Raw genomic sequence first — 15,518 nt, 5'->3', positions numbered from 1 at the left:
TGAGGAGTACGAAGATGACTGATAACGCCGAGGCCACGACGGATCCCACACCCGCGTGGTACGCGATGACCCCGCCGACGCGGCGGCGACGTGGGAGGTCGATCCCGACGCGGGCCTCAGCGGGGCTGAGGTGGAGCGCCGGCGCGCAAAGTACGGGGAGAACAAGATCGACTCCGAGCCACCGCCCACACGGTGGACCATCGCGCTCGGCGAGGTCAAGGACCCGATGAACCTGATGCTCATCGCGGTCTCCATCGCCAGCTTCATCATCGGCGAGACCCCGGTCGCGATCATGGTCTCGGTCCTCGTCATCATCAACGTCGTGATCGCCACACAGCAGGAGCTGAAGGCGCGCAGCGCCGTCGACGCCTTGGCGAAGATGCAGACGCCGATGGTGCGGGTGGTGCGTGACGGTTCGGTGCAGCAGATCCCCGCGCCCGAGGTCGTGCCCGGCGACGTCGTCCAGCTGGAGGCCGGCGACCTGATCCCGGCGGACGGACGCATCCTGCGTTCGGCCAGCTGCGAGACCCAAGAGGCGGCCCTCACCGGCGAGAGCGCCCCGATCGCCAAGGGCGCCGCCGAGCTCGACTCCGCCGACGTCGCGCTCGGCGACCGCACCCCCATGCTTTTCCAGAACACCTCGCTGACCCGCGGCACGGCCACCATGGTCGTCACCGGCACGGGCATGGACACCGAGATGGGCCGGATCGCGACGATGCTGTCGGAGATCGAGGTCAGCAAGTCGCCGCTGCAGACCGAGCTGGCGAAGCTGACAAAGGTGCTGGGCATCATCACCTGGGCCGCGGTCGCGGTCGTCGTGATCCTCGGCATCGTTCGGCAGCAGCCGCTGGCCGCCGTGCTGCTGCTCGGCATCTCCATGGCCGTCTCGGCCATCCCGACCGGCCTTCCCACCTTCGTCCAGGCGATGCTCGCCTTCGGCGCGAAGCGGCTGGCCGAGGCCAAGGCCGTCGTCAAGAACCTCGGCGATGTCGAGACCCTGGGCGCCACCAGCGCGATCAACTCGGACAAGACCGGCACGCTCACGCTCAACGAGATGATGGTGCGCAGGCTCTACTACCGCGGCGACTGGTACAAGGTCTCCGGCGACGGCTACGAGAAGTCCGGCCAGATCACCTGCGCGGCGGGCGCGAAGGCCCCCGACTTCACCCGCCTGGCCTACGGGCTCTGCCTCGACTCCGACGCGACGGTCTCCGACGCGGGCGCCGTCGTCGGCGACCCCACCGAGGCCGCCTTGGTCGTGCTCGCGGCGAAGCTCGGCGTCGACGCCGAGGAGACCCGTCGTGCCTACCCGCGCTTCGCGGAGGTCCCCTTCGACTCCGACTACAAGTTCATGGCCACCTATCACCACCTGCCGGTGGACGGCGTCGACCGGTTCGTCGGCCTCGTCAAGGGCGGACGTCGTCCTCAACCGCTGCGGCTACGCGCTGGGCGTGGACGGCGCCGTCCCGATCGACGACGGGGTTCAGGCCCAGCTCCTTGCGGCCAACCGCGAGATGAGCGAGCAGGGCCTGCGTGTCCTCGCGTTCGCCATGCGCCCGCTCGACGGCCAGGAGGACGCCGTAACGGCCGACCCGATGGCCTACGTCGAGGACCTGATCTTCGTCGGCATGGCCGGCATCATCGACCCGCTGCGCCCCTCGTCGCTCGAGGCGGTGCGGATCGCGCACGCTGCGGGCATCGAGGTCCGCATGATCACCGGTGACCACGCCATCACCGCGGGCGCCATCGGCGCGGAGCTCGGGCTCGGCGCGGGCGCGATCAGCGGCGCGGAGATCCAGGAGATGACCGACGAGCAGGTCCGCGAGGCGCTTCCCCGCCTGGACGTCTTCGGCCGGGTGACCCCGCAGGACAAGCTCCGACTCGCGCGGATCATGCAGGAGAGCGGCGAGGTCGTCGCGATGACCGGCGACGCCGTCAACGATGCCGCCGCGCTCAAGCAGGCAGACGTCGGCGTCGCGATGGGTTCGGGCAGCGAGGTCACGAAGCAGGCCGCGAACATGATCCTCACCGACGACAACTTCGGCACACTGGTCAAGGCCATCCATCTGGGCCGCGGCATCTACGACAAGATCACGTCCTATGTGCGCTTCCAGATGACCCAGCTGCTCTCACTGGTGTTCCTGTTCCTCAGCGCGAGTCTCTTCAACATCAACCAGGGCATGCCGATGACCCCGATGATGGTGCTCTACCTGAACTTCTTCATCTGCGCCGCGCCGGTCGTCATGATCATGCTCGACCCGACGCCCGAGGACCTGATGTCGCGTCCCCGCGGGACACCTCACAGGGCATCGCCAATGGCCGCGCGGTGACCCAGTGGGTCGTGTTCGGGTTCACCCTCTTCGCCGTCACGCTCGCCGCGCTGCTGTTCACCCCGGGCGAGCTGAGCCCCACCGAGCCCAACGTCCCGATGACGATGTCGTTCGCCGTGATGGGCCTCGGCACCGTCTTCAGCGCCCTCGTGATGCGCCGCGACCCCGACTCCGGGCTGAACGCGCCCATCCTCGGCGCCCTCAAGATCCTCCTCATCCCGACCGCCATGACGGTGCTCGGCGTCGAGTGGGGATGGCTGCGGGGCCTCCTCGGCACCGTCGACCTCACGAGCGGCCAGTGGATGTCCGTCGTCGGCTATGCGCTGATCGTCGCGCTCGTCGTCGAGGTCCACAAGGTGTTCCGCCGGGCCCGGCTCGGCAAGGAGCCCGCCCGCCCGCGGCCTCGAGGCCGTCGTTCCAGAACGCGTCCGCGCGGCCTGACCGCGCACAACGAAAGAAGGTCGAGATGAAGAAGAAGCGGTACCTGAAGCACCTGAAGGAGCTGCACGCCGACGTCGTGGCGATGCAGGAGTGGGTCAAGAGACGGGCGCGAAGGTGCATCGTCTTCGAGGGGCGCGACACCGCGGGCAAGGGCGGCGTGATCAAGGCGCTCACCGAGCGGGTGAGTCCCCGCGTGGTCAAGGTCGTGGCGTTGCCCGCGCCTTCCGAGCGCGAGAAGTCCCAGATGTACATCCAGCGCTACATCCCCCACCTGCCCGCGGGCGGGGAGATCGTGATCTTCGACCGCTCCTGGTACAACCGGGCGGGCGTCGAGCGGGTCTTCGGGTTCTGCACCGAGCAGCAGGTCCAGGACTTCTTCCGCATCGTGCCCTCCGTGGAGAAGGCGATCGTCGACTCCGGCGTCATCCTGCTCAAGTACTGGCTCGAGGTCTCGCCGGAGCAGCAGACGCTGCGCCTGAACGGCCGGATCGATGATCCGCGGAAGGTCTGGAAGCTGTCCGGCATGGACGTCGCCTCGTACGAGAAGTGGGATGACTACACGTTGGCGCGCGACGACATGCTGACCCTCACCCACACCGACTGGGCTCCGTGGCACACGGTGGTGAGCGACGACAAGAAGTCGGCGCGGCTCAACGTGATCTCGCACATCCTCGCCCACGTGCCCTACCTTCCATTGGCCGCCAGCGATGTCGAGCTGCCCGAACGCACCGTCACCCCGGACCGGGATCCCTCGATCGTCGAGGACCGGTTGATCGAGACGCGCTTCCACGCCTGACGAGAAGCCCACGGACGGGACCCACGCATCGCATGCCAGGGAAGACGCCCAGGTTCGTCTCGGACGGCGGGATCGCCGAGCGCATTCCGGTCGTGCTCGGCGCCGCGCCGCTGACCGTCATCGTGGCGCCGGCAGGGTTCGGGAAGAGCGCGCTGATGCGGGCTTGGGGTTCGACGCTGGGTCCGAGCACGGTCACCGCTGCGGGAACGTTCGACGCCTTCCACCAGACCAATGCGCTGGATGCGGGCCTCGTCCTCACCGACCTCTCGCGCATGCTCGGAGTCGAGGAGGCGAGGCTGAAGGAGACACTCGCCCTGATCCATGGCGACGGGACGGAACTCGGGCGCGAGTTCATCCGGGCTCTCGGCGCGGCCTTGGCCGCACTCCCGCACCCGTTCGTCTGCTTCCTCGACGATCTCCAGGCGCTCCGCGCGGACGTGGTGAGCGACGTCGGGCGTCTCCTCTCGTCCACGGCGGACAGCCGTCACCGCTTCGTGGTGGCCTCTCGGACAAGGCCCGCGTGGCCCGTGCAACGGTGGCGGGTGTCGGGCTTGGCCGATGTCGTCAGCGCCGACGAGCTACTCCTGACATCAGATGACATCGCGGCGCTGCTCGCTCCCGAGTTCGCTCACCTCGCCCCTCGCGCGTGGGAGGTGACCGGCGGCTGGGCCGCCGCAGTCGCGACGCCCGCTGGCGCCTGCACGCGGTGCCGACGCTCGACCTGAACGATGCGGTCGTCGACCTCGCCGACTACGTCATCGCCGAGGTGCTGTCCGTTCTCGAACCGCGGGACATGCAGATGCTGAGCAGGACATCCATCCTCGACGCGTTCCCGGAGTCGGTCGCCGTCGCCGTCTCGGGTAACCCCGCCGCGCTCCGCGTCCTCGAGGACGTCCGGCTACGCACGTCGTTCCTCACACGGCGGGCCGACGGGACCTACCGGTACCACCCCATCTTTCGCGAAGCGCTCCGTCGACACTCGACCCAGCATGAACCTGAGCGCATCCAGGAGCTGCATCTCCGCGCGGCTGATGCATGGCTGGAGGAGCCGGACTCGTTCGCCGCCTTCACGCACGCCGTCGACCACCTCATCGGCGCGCGGTCCTGGCGCCGGGTGGTCGAGCTGACAAGCGACGGAGCGGACGAACTCGACCGGCACGCCCGGGTCGACCTGCTCGTACGCTGGTTCGACGCGGTCCCCGGCAGGTACTGGCGCAGCGACGGCAGGCTCCTCGTGCTGTACTGCTGGGCCAGCCTCCGGATCGGGAACGTGACCACCGCTCTGAGCGAGTTGCAGAGCCCGGCGGTCACCAACGATCCCGTCGCGGCGGCGGCCGCAACTCTCCTCCGCGGGGCGGCGGTGAGCTGGACCGTCGATCCGCTCGACGCGCTGGAGGCGTGTGAGTCGGCGCTCCCGGTCATGGTGGCGCTCGACCATGCGCAGCCGACCGAGGGACCCTGGATTCCCGGCATGCGGCGGCACGAACTCGCTGCGCTCTGGATGATCGGTCAGGCGCAGACCTATCTCGGGCGATTCGACGATGCCGTCACGACACTCACTCGGCTCCTGCACCACCGGGCCGAGCTCGCGCCCGTTGCCCAGATCGGCATCACGGGCACACTCGGCTTCGCTCTGGCGATGAGAGGTGACGTTGCGGCGGGGACTGCCCGCGCACGGGAGTCGCTGCAGATCGCGGCCGACGCCGGGCTGGCCGATCAGAGCGTGCCGAAGACGTTCGCGCTGCTGGCCCTTGCGCTCGCCCACCTGTCGGGCGACGGCGACCTCGAAGAGGCGCGGCGTCTGACCAGCGAGGCGGCCGCCGCATGCCGACCCGCCCGGACGGTGCACCTCACTCAGATGTGCGATCTCGTGGGGGTGATGTGCGGCCTTCGCGATTCCCTCCTGGAGCTGCTCGACCCGGCCCCGCCTGCCACGCCACTCTCGCTCGTCACGCAGGTCACCGTCGCAGCCGAGGCGCGACGTCGTGCCTGGCTCGGCGACATCGCGGGGGCCGAGCGGCACCTGGGGAGGACCGAGCCGCACGAGCTCACCCTCACCGCGTGGACGGAGGTCTTGTTGGGGCGGGTTGAGCGTCGCCGGGTCACCCGATGGCTCGGGCTGCGGTCGTCGCCGACCTGCCTGCGCGGCAGGATCGGTCGGCTGCTCGCCGAGGCCGTCGCGACTGAGTCTGCCACGGAGGTCGCCCGTCTTGCGGTGGAGGCAGCGGACCTCGCGGCGCCGCAGAGGCTGGTCGGGCTTCTTCTGGACGCCCCGGCGCAGCTCTGGACCAGGCTCGACATCGACCACTCCTCCCATCCACTCCTCATCGAGGCAGCCGAGCGGCGCAGGACCGAGCCCGCAGATGGCGCCGCACCCGTCCTCACGGCCCGCGAGCTCGAGGTGCTGCGCGTCCTTCCCTATACGGACACCGCGCGTGACCTCGCCGATCGGCTCCTGGTCTCCGTCAACACGGCGAAGTGGCACCTGGCCAACGTCTATCGCAAGCTGGGCGTTCGCGGCCGCGCCGCCGCCGTCGAACGCGCCGTCGAGTTCAGACTCATCGAGCCGTGATCAGTCCCAGCTCCGTCGCGCGCGCGACGGCCTCCTGCTGCCGGCCAACTCCCCAGCTTTCGGTAGATGTTGGCCAGGTGCCACTTCGCCGTGTTGGCGGAAAGGTACAGCCTCTCGGCCAGGCCGCTGGCCGTCCCCACATAGGGAAGAAGCCGCAGCACCTCGAGCTCCCTCGTCGTCAACGCCGAGAGCGGGGCGCCGTCACCAGGCCGTTCCCGCCTCGCCGCCACTTCAGCCAGGAGAGGGTGCGAGGCGCGGCTCAGATCCAGCCGCGTCCACAGCTGCGCAGGAGCGTCGAGGAGGAGGCCGACGAGGTGCTGGTCCGCGGCGACCTCGGCGGCCTCCTCGACGAGCCGCGACGCCTCAGCGTCCTCCTCGGCGGTGGCCGCCTCCGCCAGCAGCCCCACGACGCGGCCGAGGGGGTTGGTCGGTGCCGCGCGCCTCGACAGCCAACGGCGGACCCAGCGACGCTCGTGGCAGCGCAGCAGCACCTCCGCCCAGGCCGAAAGCATGACGTCATGCGGCTCGATCGTGCCTAGCTGCCGCTCAGCACCGATGGTGTCGCCCAGCCGAGCACGGCGCCGGGCCTCCGCCGCACCCGCGACATCATCGACCAGGTGCATGGACGCCGTCACCATCGCACGATCGTCGTCGGACAGGAACGAGCCGGACACCCCGCACAGCGCGCCGACCATGTCGCACAGCCTCAGCATGTTCGTCATCCGCGATGGGCAGAGCTCAACCGCCCACGCCAGCGTCCCCGAGGCCTCGGCGCGATCGCCCGTCAACGCGGCGCAGATGGCCAGCGCCAGGAGCGGCATGACATTGCGCACATGCTGGGGCGTGGCTGCTTCCGCGACGAGCTGCATCGCCTCCTGCGCGCGGGCCCTCGCGGCCGTGACGTCTCCCCGCATGGCCAACGCGAACGCGCTCACGCTGAGGACTGCGCACACCGTCAATGGCGCGATCGCGTCGCGGCGCGGCAAGATGCGCTCGTTCACCGCGAGGGCGTCGTCGAACCGGCCGATGGTGACCAGCGCCGCGCCGGAGAAGGCGAGCGCCATGACCTCATAGCTGCGCGCGCCGGGAAACGCGGGCACGTCGGGACGCGGATGGGCGTCGAGCTCCCTCAGCCACGGGAGGATCTCCTCGATCACCCGCAGCGCGTCGTGATGATCGGTGGTGAACGCGATCGCCGACACATACAGCAGCGACGCCACCGCCGCCACGACGGGGTCGGCGTCCTGCTCAAGGCTCTGTGCCGCTTCCACACCGGTCGCCGTCCTGCCGATCCGGAGGTTGGCCGAGGCGTAGTGCAGGAGCAGCGCCCTATCCCCGCGCCAGCGGGTCCCGGGGATGAGGTCGAGCCAGTGCGCGAACAGTTCGAGGCGCATCTGTGCGTCGAACTCGCTCGCTCGCTCGCGCAGCAACGGCAGCACTCGGTCCCACGATCGCGCCTCGACGAGGTGGCCGATCGCGTGGTTGAGGGCGTCGAACGAGTAGGGCTCGGCGAGCCAGGCGTCGGAGGCCCGCCTGTGCAACTTCTGGATGGCCTCCGGCTCGGAGCGGGTGAGGTGCTGGCGGAGCGCCTCCCGGAGGATCGAGTGGTAGCGATGTGTTCCATCGTCGGCGCGGGTGATGAGCGACGTGCGGCGACGGAAGTCGTCGAGACGGCGCGGCGCCTCGGGGTCGCCGGACACCGCTACCGCGACCGACACCGGGAACGCTTCCAGGATCGACGTCCTGCTCAGCACCCGCATCGTCTCCAGGTCCAGGACCGGCAGCACCTCGGCCGCGACGTAGTCGACCAGGTCGAGGACCACGCCGTCAAGGTCGAGCGTCGGCGTCGCCTGGAGCCGCCACCGGACAGCCTCGACCGCCGCCGCCCACCCGCCCGTGATCTCCAGCGCACGCGGCACCACGTGCGCGAAACCGGCTCCCAGAAGGTTGGCGATGCTGTCCGAGGTCAGGCGGAGGTCGTCCGCAGTGACGAGGTCAGCGTCCCGCTCCTTGAGCGACCACGGCGGCTCGGTGCGGGATGCCACGACGAAGCGATGGGCATCGTCGGCCGTCGCCGCGATGAGCTGACCGATGTCGTCGGCCACCTCAGCGGGGAGGGTGTGGAGGTCGTCCAGAAAGCAGACGAACTCGTGGGGCAGCCCGACGAACTCGGCACTGAGCGCGCCGATGAAGGCCGCGCCGAGCGCCGCCCCATCCGGCCGGATCTGCGTGCGGGCGGCCCTCAGCGCCGGTTCGGCGACACCGAGCCCGCGCGCGACGTCTAGCAGCACGAGGCCCGCGTCCAACGCGTTGACGCGCGAGTAGGTGTCGAAGGAGCCGACCGCGATGACGACGCCGTCGGCCTCCTTCTCGGAGCGCCACATGCGGATCAAGGTGCTCTTCCCGAAGCCGGCGGGCGCCGCGATCACCGTGAGCGGCGCGGCTTCGAACGCCACCCCCGCTTTCTCTGGAGCGTGACGGGTCGACAGGGATCTCATGCGGCTCAGTATCAACAGGCCCGCCACCTCCCACCCGCAAACTCCCATGCTCCCCCTAGAAAGGGGGATGAATGATGTCGTGATGGGGTGCGCGGGTGGACTTCGCGCAGGCAGCCGGACACCCCGGAGCAGCCTCCTTACCGTGAGCAGTGGATCCACGCCACGCGCCGCAACAGTGCGGTCGTGGCAATCACATCCGGCGGGGACAGCCTCCGCCGATCGAAGAAAGGTCACGGAGATGGCGAAGAAGAAGAGCAAGAAGAAGGACAAGAAGACCAAGAAGTCCAAGAAGAAGTAGGGCCTCCAGGTCACACCTCGAACCCACCGGGACGGTCGTTGTCGAGATGCACTGCAGTTTGTACGACTTCCCGCGTACCAGTTTGTGAATCGGGGTGCTGGCCCGCGATTCGTACAAAGTAGGGCGGCCGCCCTCAGCGGCTGACGCCCGTGACCGAGTGTTCAGTACGCGCTGTATAGTTCAGTCCATGCTGACTATTGCTTCGCGTCTCGACGTGATGAACCGCCTGGGTCGTGCACTGGCCGACCCCACTCGATCCCGGATCATCTTGACCCTGCTCGACCATCCCGCTTACCCGGCGGAACTGGCCCGAGATCTGGACCTGACACGCCCGAACGTGTCCAACCACCTGGCATGCCTGCGCGATTGCGGGATCGTCGTCTCCGAGCCCGAGGGTCGTCGGACACGATATGAGATCGCCGATTCGCACCTGGCGCAGGCGCTGACGGCACTGGTCGATGCCACCCTGGCAGTGGACGAAGACGCCCCGTGCATCGATCCCGCCTGCTCGCTTCCCGGATGCGACGCAGCTGGGGAGGGCGCATGATCCTCACCTCGGTCTTGCAGGCGATGGGCCTGTTCGCAGCGACCAACATCGACGACATCATCGTGCTCTCCCTCTTCTTCGCGCGAGGGGCAGGCCAGCGCGGCACTACCGCCCGCATTCTGGCCGGCCAGTACCTCGGATTCGCCGGCATCCTCGGTGCCGCGGTCCTGGTGACCATCGGTGCCGGAGCATTCCTGCCCTCGGCAGCCATCCCGTACTTCGGTCTCATCCCTCTGGGCCTCGGCCTCTGGGCCGCATGGCAGGCCTGGCGCGGAGACGATGACGACGATGACGACGAGGCCAAGGTTGCCGGCAAGAAGGTCGGCGTGTGGACAGTCGCAGGCGTCACCCTTGCCAACGGCGGCGACAACATCGGCGTCTACACCCCTGTCTTCCTCAGCGTGGAACCTCTCGCAGTAGTCGCCTACTGCATCGTCTTCCTCGCGCTCGTCGCGGTCCTGGTGGCCCTGGCAAAGTTCGTCGCCACCCGCCCCCGATCGCCGAAGTGCTCGAACGCTGGGAGCACATCCTCTTCCCCATCGTTCTCATCGGCCTCGGCATCGTGATCCTCGTCAGCGGCGGAGCCTTCGGACTCTGACGTAGCGGCAGCGATCCAAACGGCCCCGACCGGGCGCACCCCTCTCGGTTCAGACCGCGGCACCTACCTGCAGCCAGTCCTGCGTGATCGCGGCAACAAGACCGCCACGGAGCGCTGCAAAAACCCCGCCACCAAGCGAACGAAGCCACAGCCGCCGGTGCGACCGCGTGCCCTGGCTGCCGCAAGTCCGTCCTGCACGCGCTCGGCAAGAACGTCGCGTTCCATCTGAGCCAGTGCCCCGAGGATCGTCAGCAGCGCGGTGCCGAACGGCCCCGTGGTGTCGATCTCCGGGAACGCGAGGACGTGAATGACACTCCTACTTTGAACCTATCTTAGATAGAAGCCCATTTATCTAATCTAGGCTGCGGCTCGACAGGAGTTGTCGAGTCGCGACCTAGTTTGTGCAGCCTCACGCTCAGCACTTTGTACAGATCCGCCCCGTTGCCGGCGGCGTACAAAGTAGCCGCCCTGCCGAGCGGCCCGGTGGCTGCGATCAGTCCAACTCGGCAATGAGAGTGCGGACTCTGCGTTCGATGTCGTCGCGGATGCGTCGAACGGTGTCGATGCTCATCGCATGGGGATCATCGACGTTCCAGTTCTCGTAGCGCTTTCCGGGGAAGACTGGGCAGGCGTCGCCACACCCCATGGTGATGACGACGTCAGCGGCCCTGACCGTCTCGTCAGTCCAGGGCTTGGGGAACTCCCGCGAAATGTCGACCCCCCGCTCCTGCATTGCCTCGATGGCGATCGGGTTGATGCTGTCTGCCGGTGTGGAGCCCCCAGACCAGGCGATGGCGGTGTCGCCTGCAAGTGCTTCGAAGAACCCGAGCGCCATCTGGGAACGGCCGGCATTGTGGGTGCAGAGGAACAGCACGACGGCTTTGCCGTCGTTGTGGTGATCGTCGAGCCGGGCGACCGCTTGGAGTCGCTGCCGCGCGAAGCGCTCGGCGAGCAGGGGGAGGAAGTGCACGACCTTTGCCGTTGCTGCGAGTTGATCGTAGGAGCTTGCGAGGAAGCGTTCGATGGTTTCGCGGCCGAACGTGGGTTCGAACTCTGCCGCGAGGCGCTCGGCCGCGTTGGTGAGGGCGCGGCGTTCGTCGAGCCGGAGGGACTCCCAGGTGCGTTCTTCGGTGGTGGTCATGGTTCTCCTTGGATGATGTCGGCGAGGGCGTGAACTCGCTGGTTGAGCTCGGCGCAAGTCTCGTCGAATGCTGCACGGGTGTTGACCGCCACCGGGTCTGGTAGCGACCAGTGCACGTGGTCAACCGGGAGCTGCCGGCCCGCGTTGTCGCAGACGCTCACGACCAGGTCTTCCTTACTCAGCACGCCGTCGAGCAACTGGGGAGTGGCAGCGCTGATATCCACCCCTGCGCGTCGCCCCGCCAGGATGGCTCCCGGATGCACGCGTGTCGCCGGCTCGGTTCCTGCGGAGACGGACGGGATGTTGCTGGCCCGCCGCCACAAGGCCGCGGCCAGTTGCGATCTGGCCGAGTTGTGGGTGCAGATGAAGGCCACACGCGGCGGAGGTTGGCTTGGGAGGCGAGGCGACAGCATCGGGCGGGCACGGTCGGCCAACTGGATGTAGCTGCTTCTGCGATCCGCATCTGAGCGTCGACGGTGGATCAGCCCTGCGGCCTCGAGGACGCCCAAGTGGTGGGTGAGCAGATTGCCTGGCAGGGACAGTTCCTCCCCCAGGGCCCGCGGGGTGAGGTCGCCGCACGCCAAGGCGTCGAGCAGTCTCAGTCGGGTGACATCCCCGAGGGCCGCATAGAACTCCGCACGCTGTTCCAGCTCCATCGCAATCTCCCTTCAGCCAGATTTGATGCAATCTTAACTGAACTACCTGCGTACCGAAAGGGTCAACAGCATGTAGATCCAGTAGGAGTCTCCAGTCGCAAGAAAGAGCGGATCGGATCCAGCGCGGCCGCATTGACCGACCAGTGGGCCCAGCGTCCGCGCTGCTCGCGCTCAACCAGGCCGGCGTCATGGAGTTTGCGCATATGGAAGGAGAGCGTGGGCTGGGTGATCCCCAGGGCGTCCGGCAGGTGGCAGGCGCAGACGGTCCCATTCGCCGAGTCGGCCAGGTAGCGCAGCAGGCGCACCCGCGTAGGGTCGGCGAGCGCCTTGAAGACGTCCGCAAGCACAGCCGCATTATCGCCGTCAAGGAGCGTCTCACCGTTATCCGGACAGCAGCGTGCGGGCTCTTCGCGAAGTTGCTCGGTGGTCACCATGCCCCCATGGTATGCCATATTGACATCTTTCGATATATCCGGTTTGCTTCTCGTATTGATGAGCTTCAATACATGGAGGTTGTGATGAGTGGTCAGCCGTCGGTGCTGTTCGTCTGCGTGAAGAACGGTGGAAAATCCCAGATCGCGGCAGCGTTGATGCGGAAACTGGGGGGCGTGAGCGTGTCTTCGGCAGGCACCAAGCCTGGTTCGGCGCTTAACGAGGAGGCTGCCATGGCGGTGGCGGAACGGGGTGCCTCGATGGCAGGCGAGATGCCCCGCCTGATCAACGCCGAGGAGGTCGCGGGCGTGGATCGGGTCGTGGTGCTCGGCGCGGAGGCAGTGGTGGAGCCGGTGGCGGGTATGCGTGGCCGGATCGAGACATGGATCACCGACGAGCCGTCGCAGCGTGGCATCGAAGGGATGGAGCGGATGCGGCTGGTCGTAGCGGACATCGCGGCCAGGGTGGAGACGTTGCATGACGAACTCCTCGGCCCGGCAACTCCTCAGATCCGAGTGTTCGAGCCAGCGCTGTGCTGCAACACCGGGGTGTGTGGCACAGACGTGGACGAGGCTCTGGTGACGTTCACAGCCGACCTTGACTACCTCAAGGCACAAGGCGTCGACATCGCCCGCCATAACTTGGCCAACGACCCGACGGCCTTTGCGGAGAACCCAGTCGCCTCCGACTTCCTCCGCGTTGCCGGCTCAGCGGGTCTGCCGTTGGTCCTAGTCGATCAGGTGACCGTCGCAACAGGTCGCTACCCCGATCGAGACGAGCTTCGCAGGCTCGCGGGTCTTGCTGACGACCTCGGCCTCGCGGCTGACAACCCTTGTTGCGAAGGAACCGAGGCAGCAGGGTGCTGTCCGGAGCCAGTAGCTCCACAGCAGACCGCATGCTGCACGCCCACCTCGGCCGCGACGGGGTGCTGCTGAGCAATGAGCTACTCCTTCATGAGCGATCTTCCGCGGTACGTGTTCTTCACCGGCAAGGGCGGGGTCGGGAAGACCTCGATCGCCTGCGCGACTGCAGTCAACCTCGCCGACTCCGGCCGTAGGGTGCTGCTTGTCTCGACCGATCCGGCGTCCAACGTCGCCCAGGTTCTGGACCAGACCATCGGCAACCAGATCACCAGGATCGCCGCGGTGGATCGCCTCTCGGCAATCGAGATCGATCCGGAGGCGGCGGCCGAGGCCTACCGCGAAAAGATCATCGGCCCGGTCCGCGGGCTTCTTCCCGAGGCCGAACTCGCCAGCATCACCGAACAACTCTCGGGGTCCTGCACCACCGAGATCGCCTCGTTCAACGAGTTCACCGACCTGCTGACTAACGTGCAAGGAACCGCTGAACACGACCACGTCGTCTTTGACACCGCCCCCACCGGCCACACGATCCGGTTGCTCCAACTCCCCGGGGAGTGGACCGCCTTCCTCGACGAAGGCAAGGGAGACGCCTCATGCCTCGGGCCGATGTCCGGACTGGACAAGACCAGAACCCAGTACGCGCAGGCGCTGGCCAAGCTCAGCGACCCCGCCGCCACTGCGCTGGTTCTGGTGGCGCGAGCTCAGAAGGCGTCGCTGGACGAGGCTGCCCGAACCGCAGAGGAACTGGCTGCCCTCGGCATCACCGAGCAGCGGCTGGTGATCAACGCCGTGCTTGACGAGGCGGCTGGGAACGACGCCCTTGCGCGGGCAGTCGTCGCACGAGAGCAGCAGGCCATCGGCAACATGCCCCTCGCTCTGAGGGCACTGGGGACGTCCCAGATCCCGCTCCGGGCAAGCGGCATCGTCGGGCTCGACAACGTGCGCGCCCTCCTGGCCGTCACCAACTCAGCCCCGCCCAACCCCCTCGCGGCCCCATCGGCACCGAGCTCGACCACGTCGTCGATTGCCGACATGGTCGACGAGCTCGCCCAAGACGATCACGGCCTGGTCATGTGCATGGGCAAGGGGGGCGTGGGCAAGACTACCGCTGCAGCCGCGATCGCCCTCGCTCTGGCACACAAGGGCAAGCGGGTCCATCTCTCCACCACGGATCCAGCCGGCCGCCTCGACCAGTCCCTGGGGGAGGCCGTCGAGAACCTAACCACGTCACGCATCGACCCCGAAGAGGCAACCCGGGCCTACCGCGACCGGGTACTGGCAACAAAGGGGTCGCGCCTCGATGAGGCAGGCAAGGCACAGCTCCTTGAGGACCTTCGCTCACCCTGCACCGAAGAGGTCGCCGTGTTCGGCGAGTTCTCGCACCTCGTCTCTCGGGCAAAGGAAGAGTTCGTGGTCATCGACACCGCACCGACCGGCCACACTCTCCTTCTCATGGACGCCACCGGCTCGTACCACCGCGAGATCGTCCGCGGCATGGGCCCCGATGCCAGGATCGTGACTCCGCTCATGCGGCTCCAAGACCCCGACCTGACCCGGATCGTCATCGTCACGCTACCCGACGCCACCCCAGTCCAGGAGGCAGCCGACCTCGACGCGGACCTCCGTCGAGCCGGCATTGTTCCGTGGGGATGGGTCGTCAACCAGGCCATCAGTCAGACCGGCACCCAACACCCGCTCCTCGCCGCACGCGCCGAAGCAGAGGCGCCCCACATCGCCACCGTCAACACGCTTGCCACACGAGTCGCAACCATCCCCCTCCTCCTCGAAGAACCCACGGAGCCTGCCTTGCTGCACCGACTCGCCACCCATTAGCACCCTGGCCTGCCGAATCGCGCTGGCCGCTTGGCCTCGGCCCACTCAGCCGCAGAAGCGTGACACGCTCCCTCACCAGCCAGCAGGAAAGAAAAGCGTCCGCGCCTTTGTTCAGAGCCTCGCCTGCTTGTCGTGTGCAGAGTTCCCATGCTCGGGTCACCTCAGGAGGGGTGCGTCGTGACATGCCACCAGCCCCAACCGCACCCGGACACGGCCGCGGAGCAACGCACTTTGGACACCCATATTGTATAGAGGCCCGTTTGTACAAAGTAGGTTGCGGCTCGACAGTCGTCCCGGTGGGTTCTTGCTTTCAGGCAAATGACACGGGTGTGATTATCCCCAATGTGGATAGACCTGTGGATAACTCCGGGTGGCGGGTCCTCGTGTTGTCACCCCTGTGAGTGACACGAAGAGGGCCGACTCGCCTCTCCTCTGCCCACGACGTACGATGACTCACAGGGCGCACCCAACTGGCCGCCACGAACCGCCCGTCCACGAGTTCGATGCCCCCCC

15 protein-coding genes and 1 pseudogene are annotated in these 15,518 nt (G+C 67.6%); 11 read left to right on the top strand and 5 right to left on the bottom strand.

Annotated features, from left to right (window positions below; genetic code table 11):
- The first annotated feature begins 55 nt into the window (after window positions 1-55).
- Genes IPJ61_RS13940 through IPJ61_RS13915 form a run of 6 tightly spaced genes read left to right on the top strand, consistent with a single transcriptional unit; the run spans window position 56 to window position 6,139 of the window.
- Window positions 56-1,723: a cation-translocating P-type ATPase gene (locus IPJ61_RS13940; protein WP_297108640.1), complete on the top strand. Its 1,668-nt coding sequence runs from the start codon at window positions 56-58 to the stop codon at window positions 1,721-1,723.
- Complete coding sequence (locus IPJ61_RS13935; RefSeq protein ID WP_366505692.1) at window positions 1,614-2,330, top strand: HAD-IC family P-type ATPase; 717 nt, start codon at window positions 1,614-1,616, stop codon at window positions 2,328-2,330. Before IPJ61_RS13940 ends, IPJ61_RS13935 begins: the two co-directional genes overlap by 110 nt.
- Entirely contained in the window at window positions 2,327-2,800 is a 474-nt protein-coding gene (locus IPJ61_RS13930; RefSeq protein WP_297108637.1) for a cation-translocating P-type ATPase C-terminal domain-containing protein, read from the top strand. The genes IPJ61_RS13935 and IPJ61_RS13930 overlap by 4 nt, the downstream gene beginning before the upstream one ends.
- Window positions 2,797-3,567 (top strand): polyphosphate kinase 2, encoded by a 771-nt coding sequence (gene ppk2, locus IPJ61_RS13925; RefSeq protein ID WP_297108634.1) that lies wholly within the window; start codon window positions 2,797-2,799, stop codon window positions 3,565-3,567. Before IPJ61_RS13930 ends, ppk2 begins: the two co-directional genes overlap by 4 nt.
- 32 nt (window positions 3,568-3,599) lie before the next feature.
- Complete coding sequence (locus IPJ61_RS13920; RefSeq protein WP_297108631.1) at window positions 3,600-4,292, top strand: ATP-binding protein; 693 nt, start codon at window positions 3,600-3,602, stop codon at window positions 4,290-4,292.
- Window positions 4,274-6,139 carry a LuxR C-terminal-related transcriptional regulator gene (locus IPJ61_RS13915; protein WP_297108628.1) on the top strand — a complete coding sequence of 622 codons (1,866 nt, stop codon included), beginning with the start codon at window positions 4,274-4,276 and terminating at the stop codon, window positions 6,137-6,139. Before IPJ61_RS13920 ends, IPJ61_RS13915 begins: the two co-directional genes overlap by 19 nt.
- Here IPJ61_RS13915 and IPJ61_RS13910 read toward each other — a convergent pair.
- Window positions 6,064-8,595 carry a LuxR C-terminal-related transcriptional regulator gene (locus IPJ61_RS13910; protein WP_297108625.1) on the bottom strand — a complete coding sequence of 844 codons (2,532 nt, stop codon included), beginning with the start codon at window positions 8,593-8,595 and terminating at the stop codon, window positions 6,064-6,066. The two genes, IPJ61_RS13915 and IPJ61_RS13910, sit on opposite strands and share 76 nt — an antisense overlap.
- 184 nt (window positions 8,596-8,779) lie before the next feature.
- Between IPJ61_RS13910 and IPJ61_RS13905 the strand changes: the two genes are divergently transcribed.
- From IPJ61_RS13905 to IPJ61_RS13895, 3 genes and pseudogenes are all read left to right on the top strand, one after another.
- Entirely contained in the window at window positions 8,780-8,935 is a 156-nt protein-coding gene (locus IPJ61_RS13905) for a hypothetical protein (RefSeq protein ID WP_297108622.1), read from the top strand.
- 187 nt (window positions 8,936-9,122) lie between these two features.
- Window positions 9,123-9,482 carry a Cd(II)/Pb(II)-sensing metalloregulatory transcriptional regulator CmtR gene (cmtR, locus tag IPJ61_RS13900; RefSeq protein ID WP_006590980.1) on the top strand — a complete coding sequence of 120 codons (360 nt, stop codon included), beginning with the start codon at window positions 9,123-9,125 and terminating at the stop codon, window positions 9,480-9,482.
- A pseudogene (locus tag IPJ61_RS13895) lies at window positions 9,479-10,080 on the top strand (cadmium resistance transporter). Before cmtR ends, IPJ61_RS13895 begins: the two are co-directional and overlap by 4 nt.
- A 63-nt stretch (window positions 10,081-10,143) precedes the next feature.
- On the opposite strand, the gene IPJ61_RS22270 reads toward IPJ61_RS13895, so the two are convergent.
- The 4 genes from IPJ61_RS22270 to IPJ61_RS13880 form a co-directional block, all read right to left on the bottom strand.
- Window positions 10,144-10,389, bottom strand: a complete 246-nt coding sequence (locus IPJ61_RS22270) for a recombinase family protein (protein ID WP_366505691.1) — start codon at window positions 10,387-10,389, stop codon at window positions 10,144-10,146.
- A gap of 184 nt (window positions 10,390-10,573) precedes the next feature.
- On the bottom strand, window positions 10,574-11,221 hold the full coding sequence (locus tag IPJ61_RS13890) for an arsenate reductase ArsC (RefSeq protein WP_297108618.1): 648 nt from the start codon (window positions 11,219-11,221) through the stop codon (window positions 10,574-10,576).
- The gene (locus IPJ61_RS13885; RefSeq protein WP_297108615.1) at window positions 11,218-11,877 is read right to left on the bottom strand and encodes an arsenate reductase/protein-tyrosine-phosphatase family protein; all 660 of its coding nucleotides are present in this window, start codon (window positions 11,875-11,877) and stop codon (window positions 11,218-11,220) included. The genes IPJ61_RS13890 and IPJ61_RS13885 overlap by 4 nt, the downstream gene beginning before the upstream one ends.
- A gap of 62 nt (window positions 11,878-11,939) precedes the next feature.
- On the bottom strand, window positions 11,940-12,311 hold the full coding sequence (locus IPJ61_RS13880; protein ID WP_297108613.1) for an ArsR/SmtB family transcription factor: 372 nt from the start codon (window positions 12,309-12,311) through the stop codon (window positions 11,940-11,942).
- A 6-nt stretch (window positions 12,312-12,317) separates the two neighbouring features.
- Between IPJ61_RS13880 and arsD the strand changes: the two genes are divergently transcribed.
- Both arsD and arsA read left to right on the top strand, forming a co-directional pair.
- Window positions 12,318-13,244, top strand: a complete 927-nt coding sequence (gene arsD, locus IPJ61_RS13875; RefSeq protein WP_297108610.1) for an arsenite efflux transporter metallochaperone ArsD — start codon at window positions 12,318-12,320, stop codon at window positions 13,242-13,244.
- A gap of 18 nt (window positions 13,245-13,262) precedes the next feature.
- Complete coding sequence (gene arsA, locus IPJ61_RS13870; protein ID WP_297108607.1) at window positions 13,263-15,005, top strand: arsenical pump-driving ATPase; 1,743 nt, start codon at window positions 13,263-13,265, stop codon at window positions 15,003-15,005.
- Window positions 15,006-15,518 lie beyond the last annotated feature (513 nt).

Origin of the sequence: Tessaracoccus sp., from assembly GCF_016714275.1 — a bacterium.
GTDB lineage: Bacteria > Actinomycetota > Actinomycetes > Propionibacteriales > Propionibacteriaceae > Arachnia.
The sequence above is the reverse complement of the archived record's forward strand: the minus strand, read 5'-3'. Positions and strand labels throughout refer to the sequence as shown.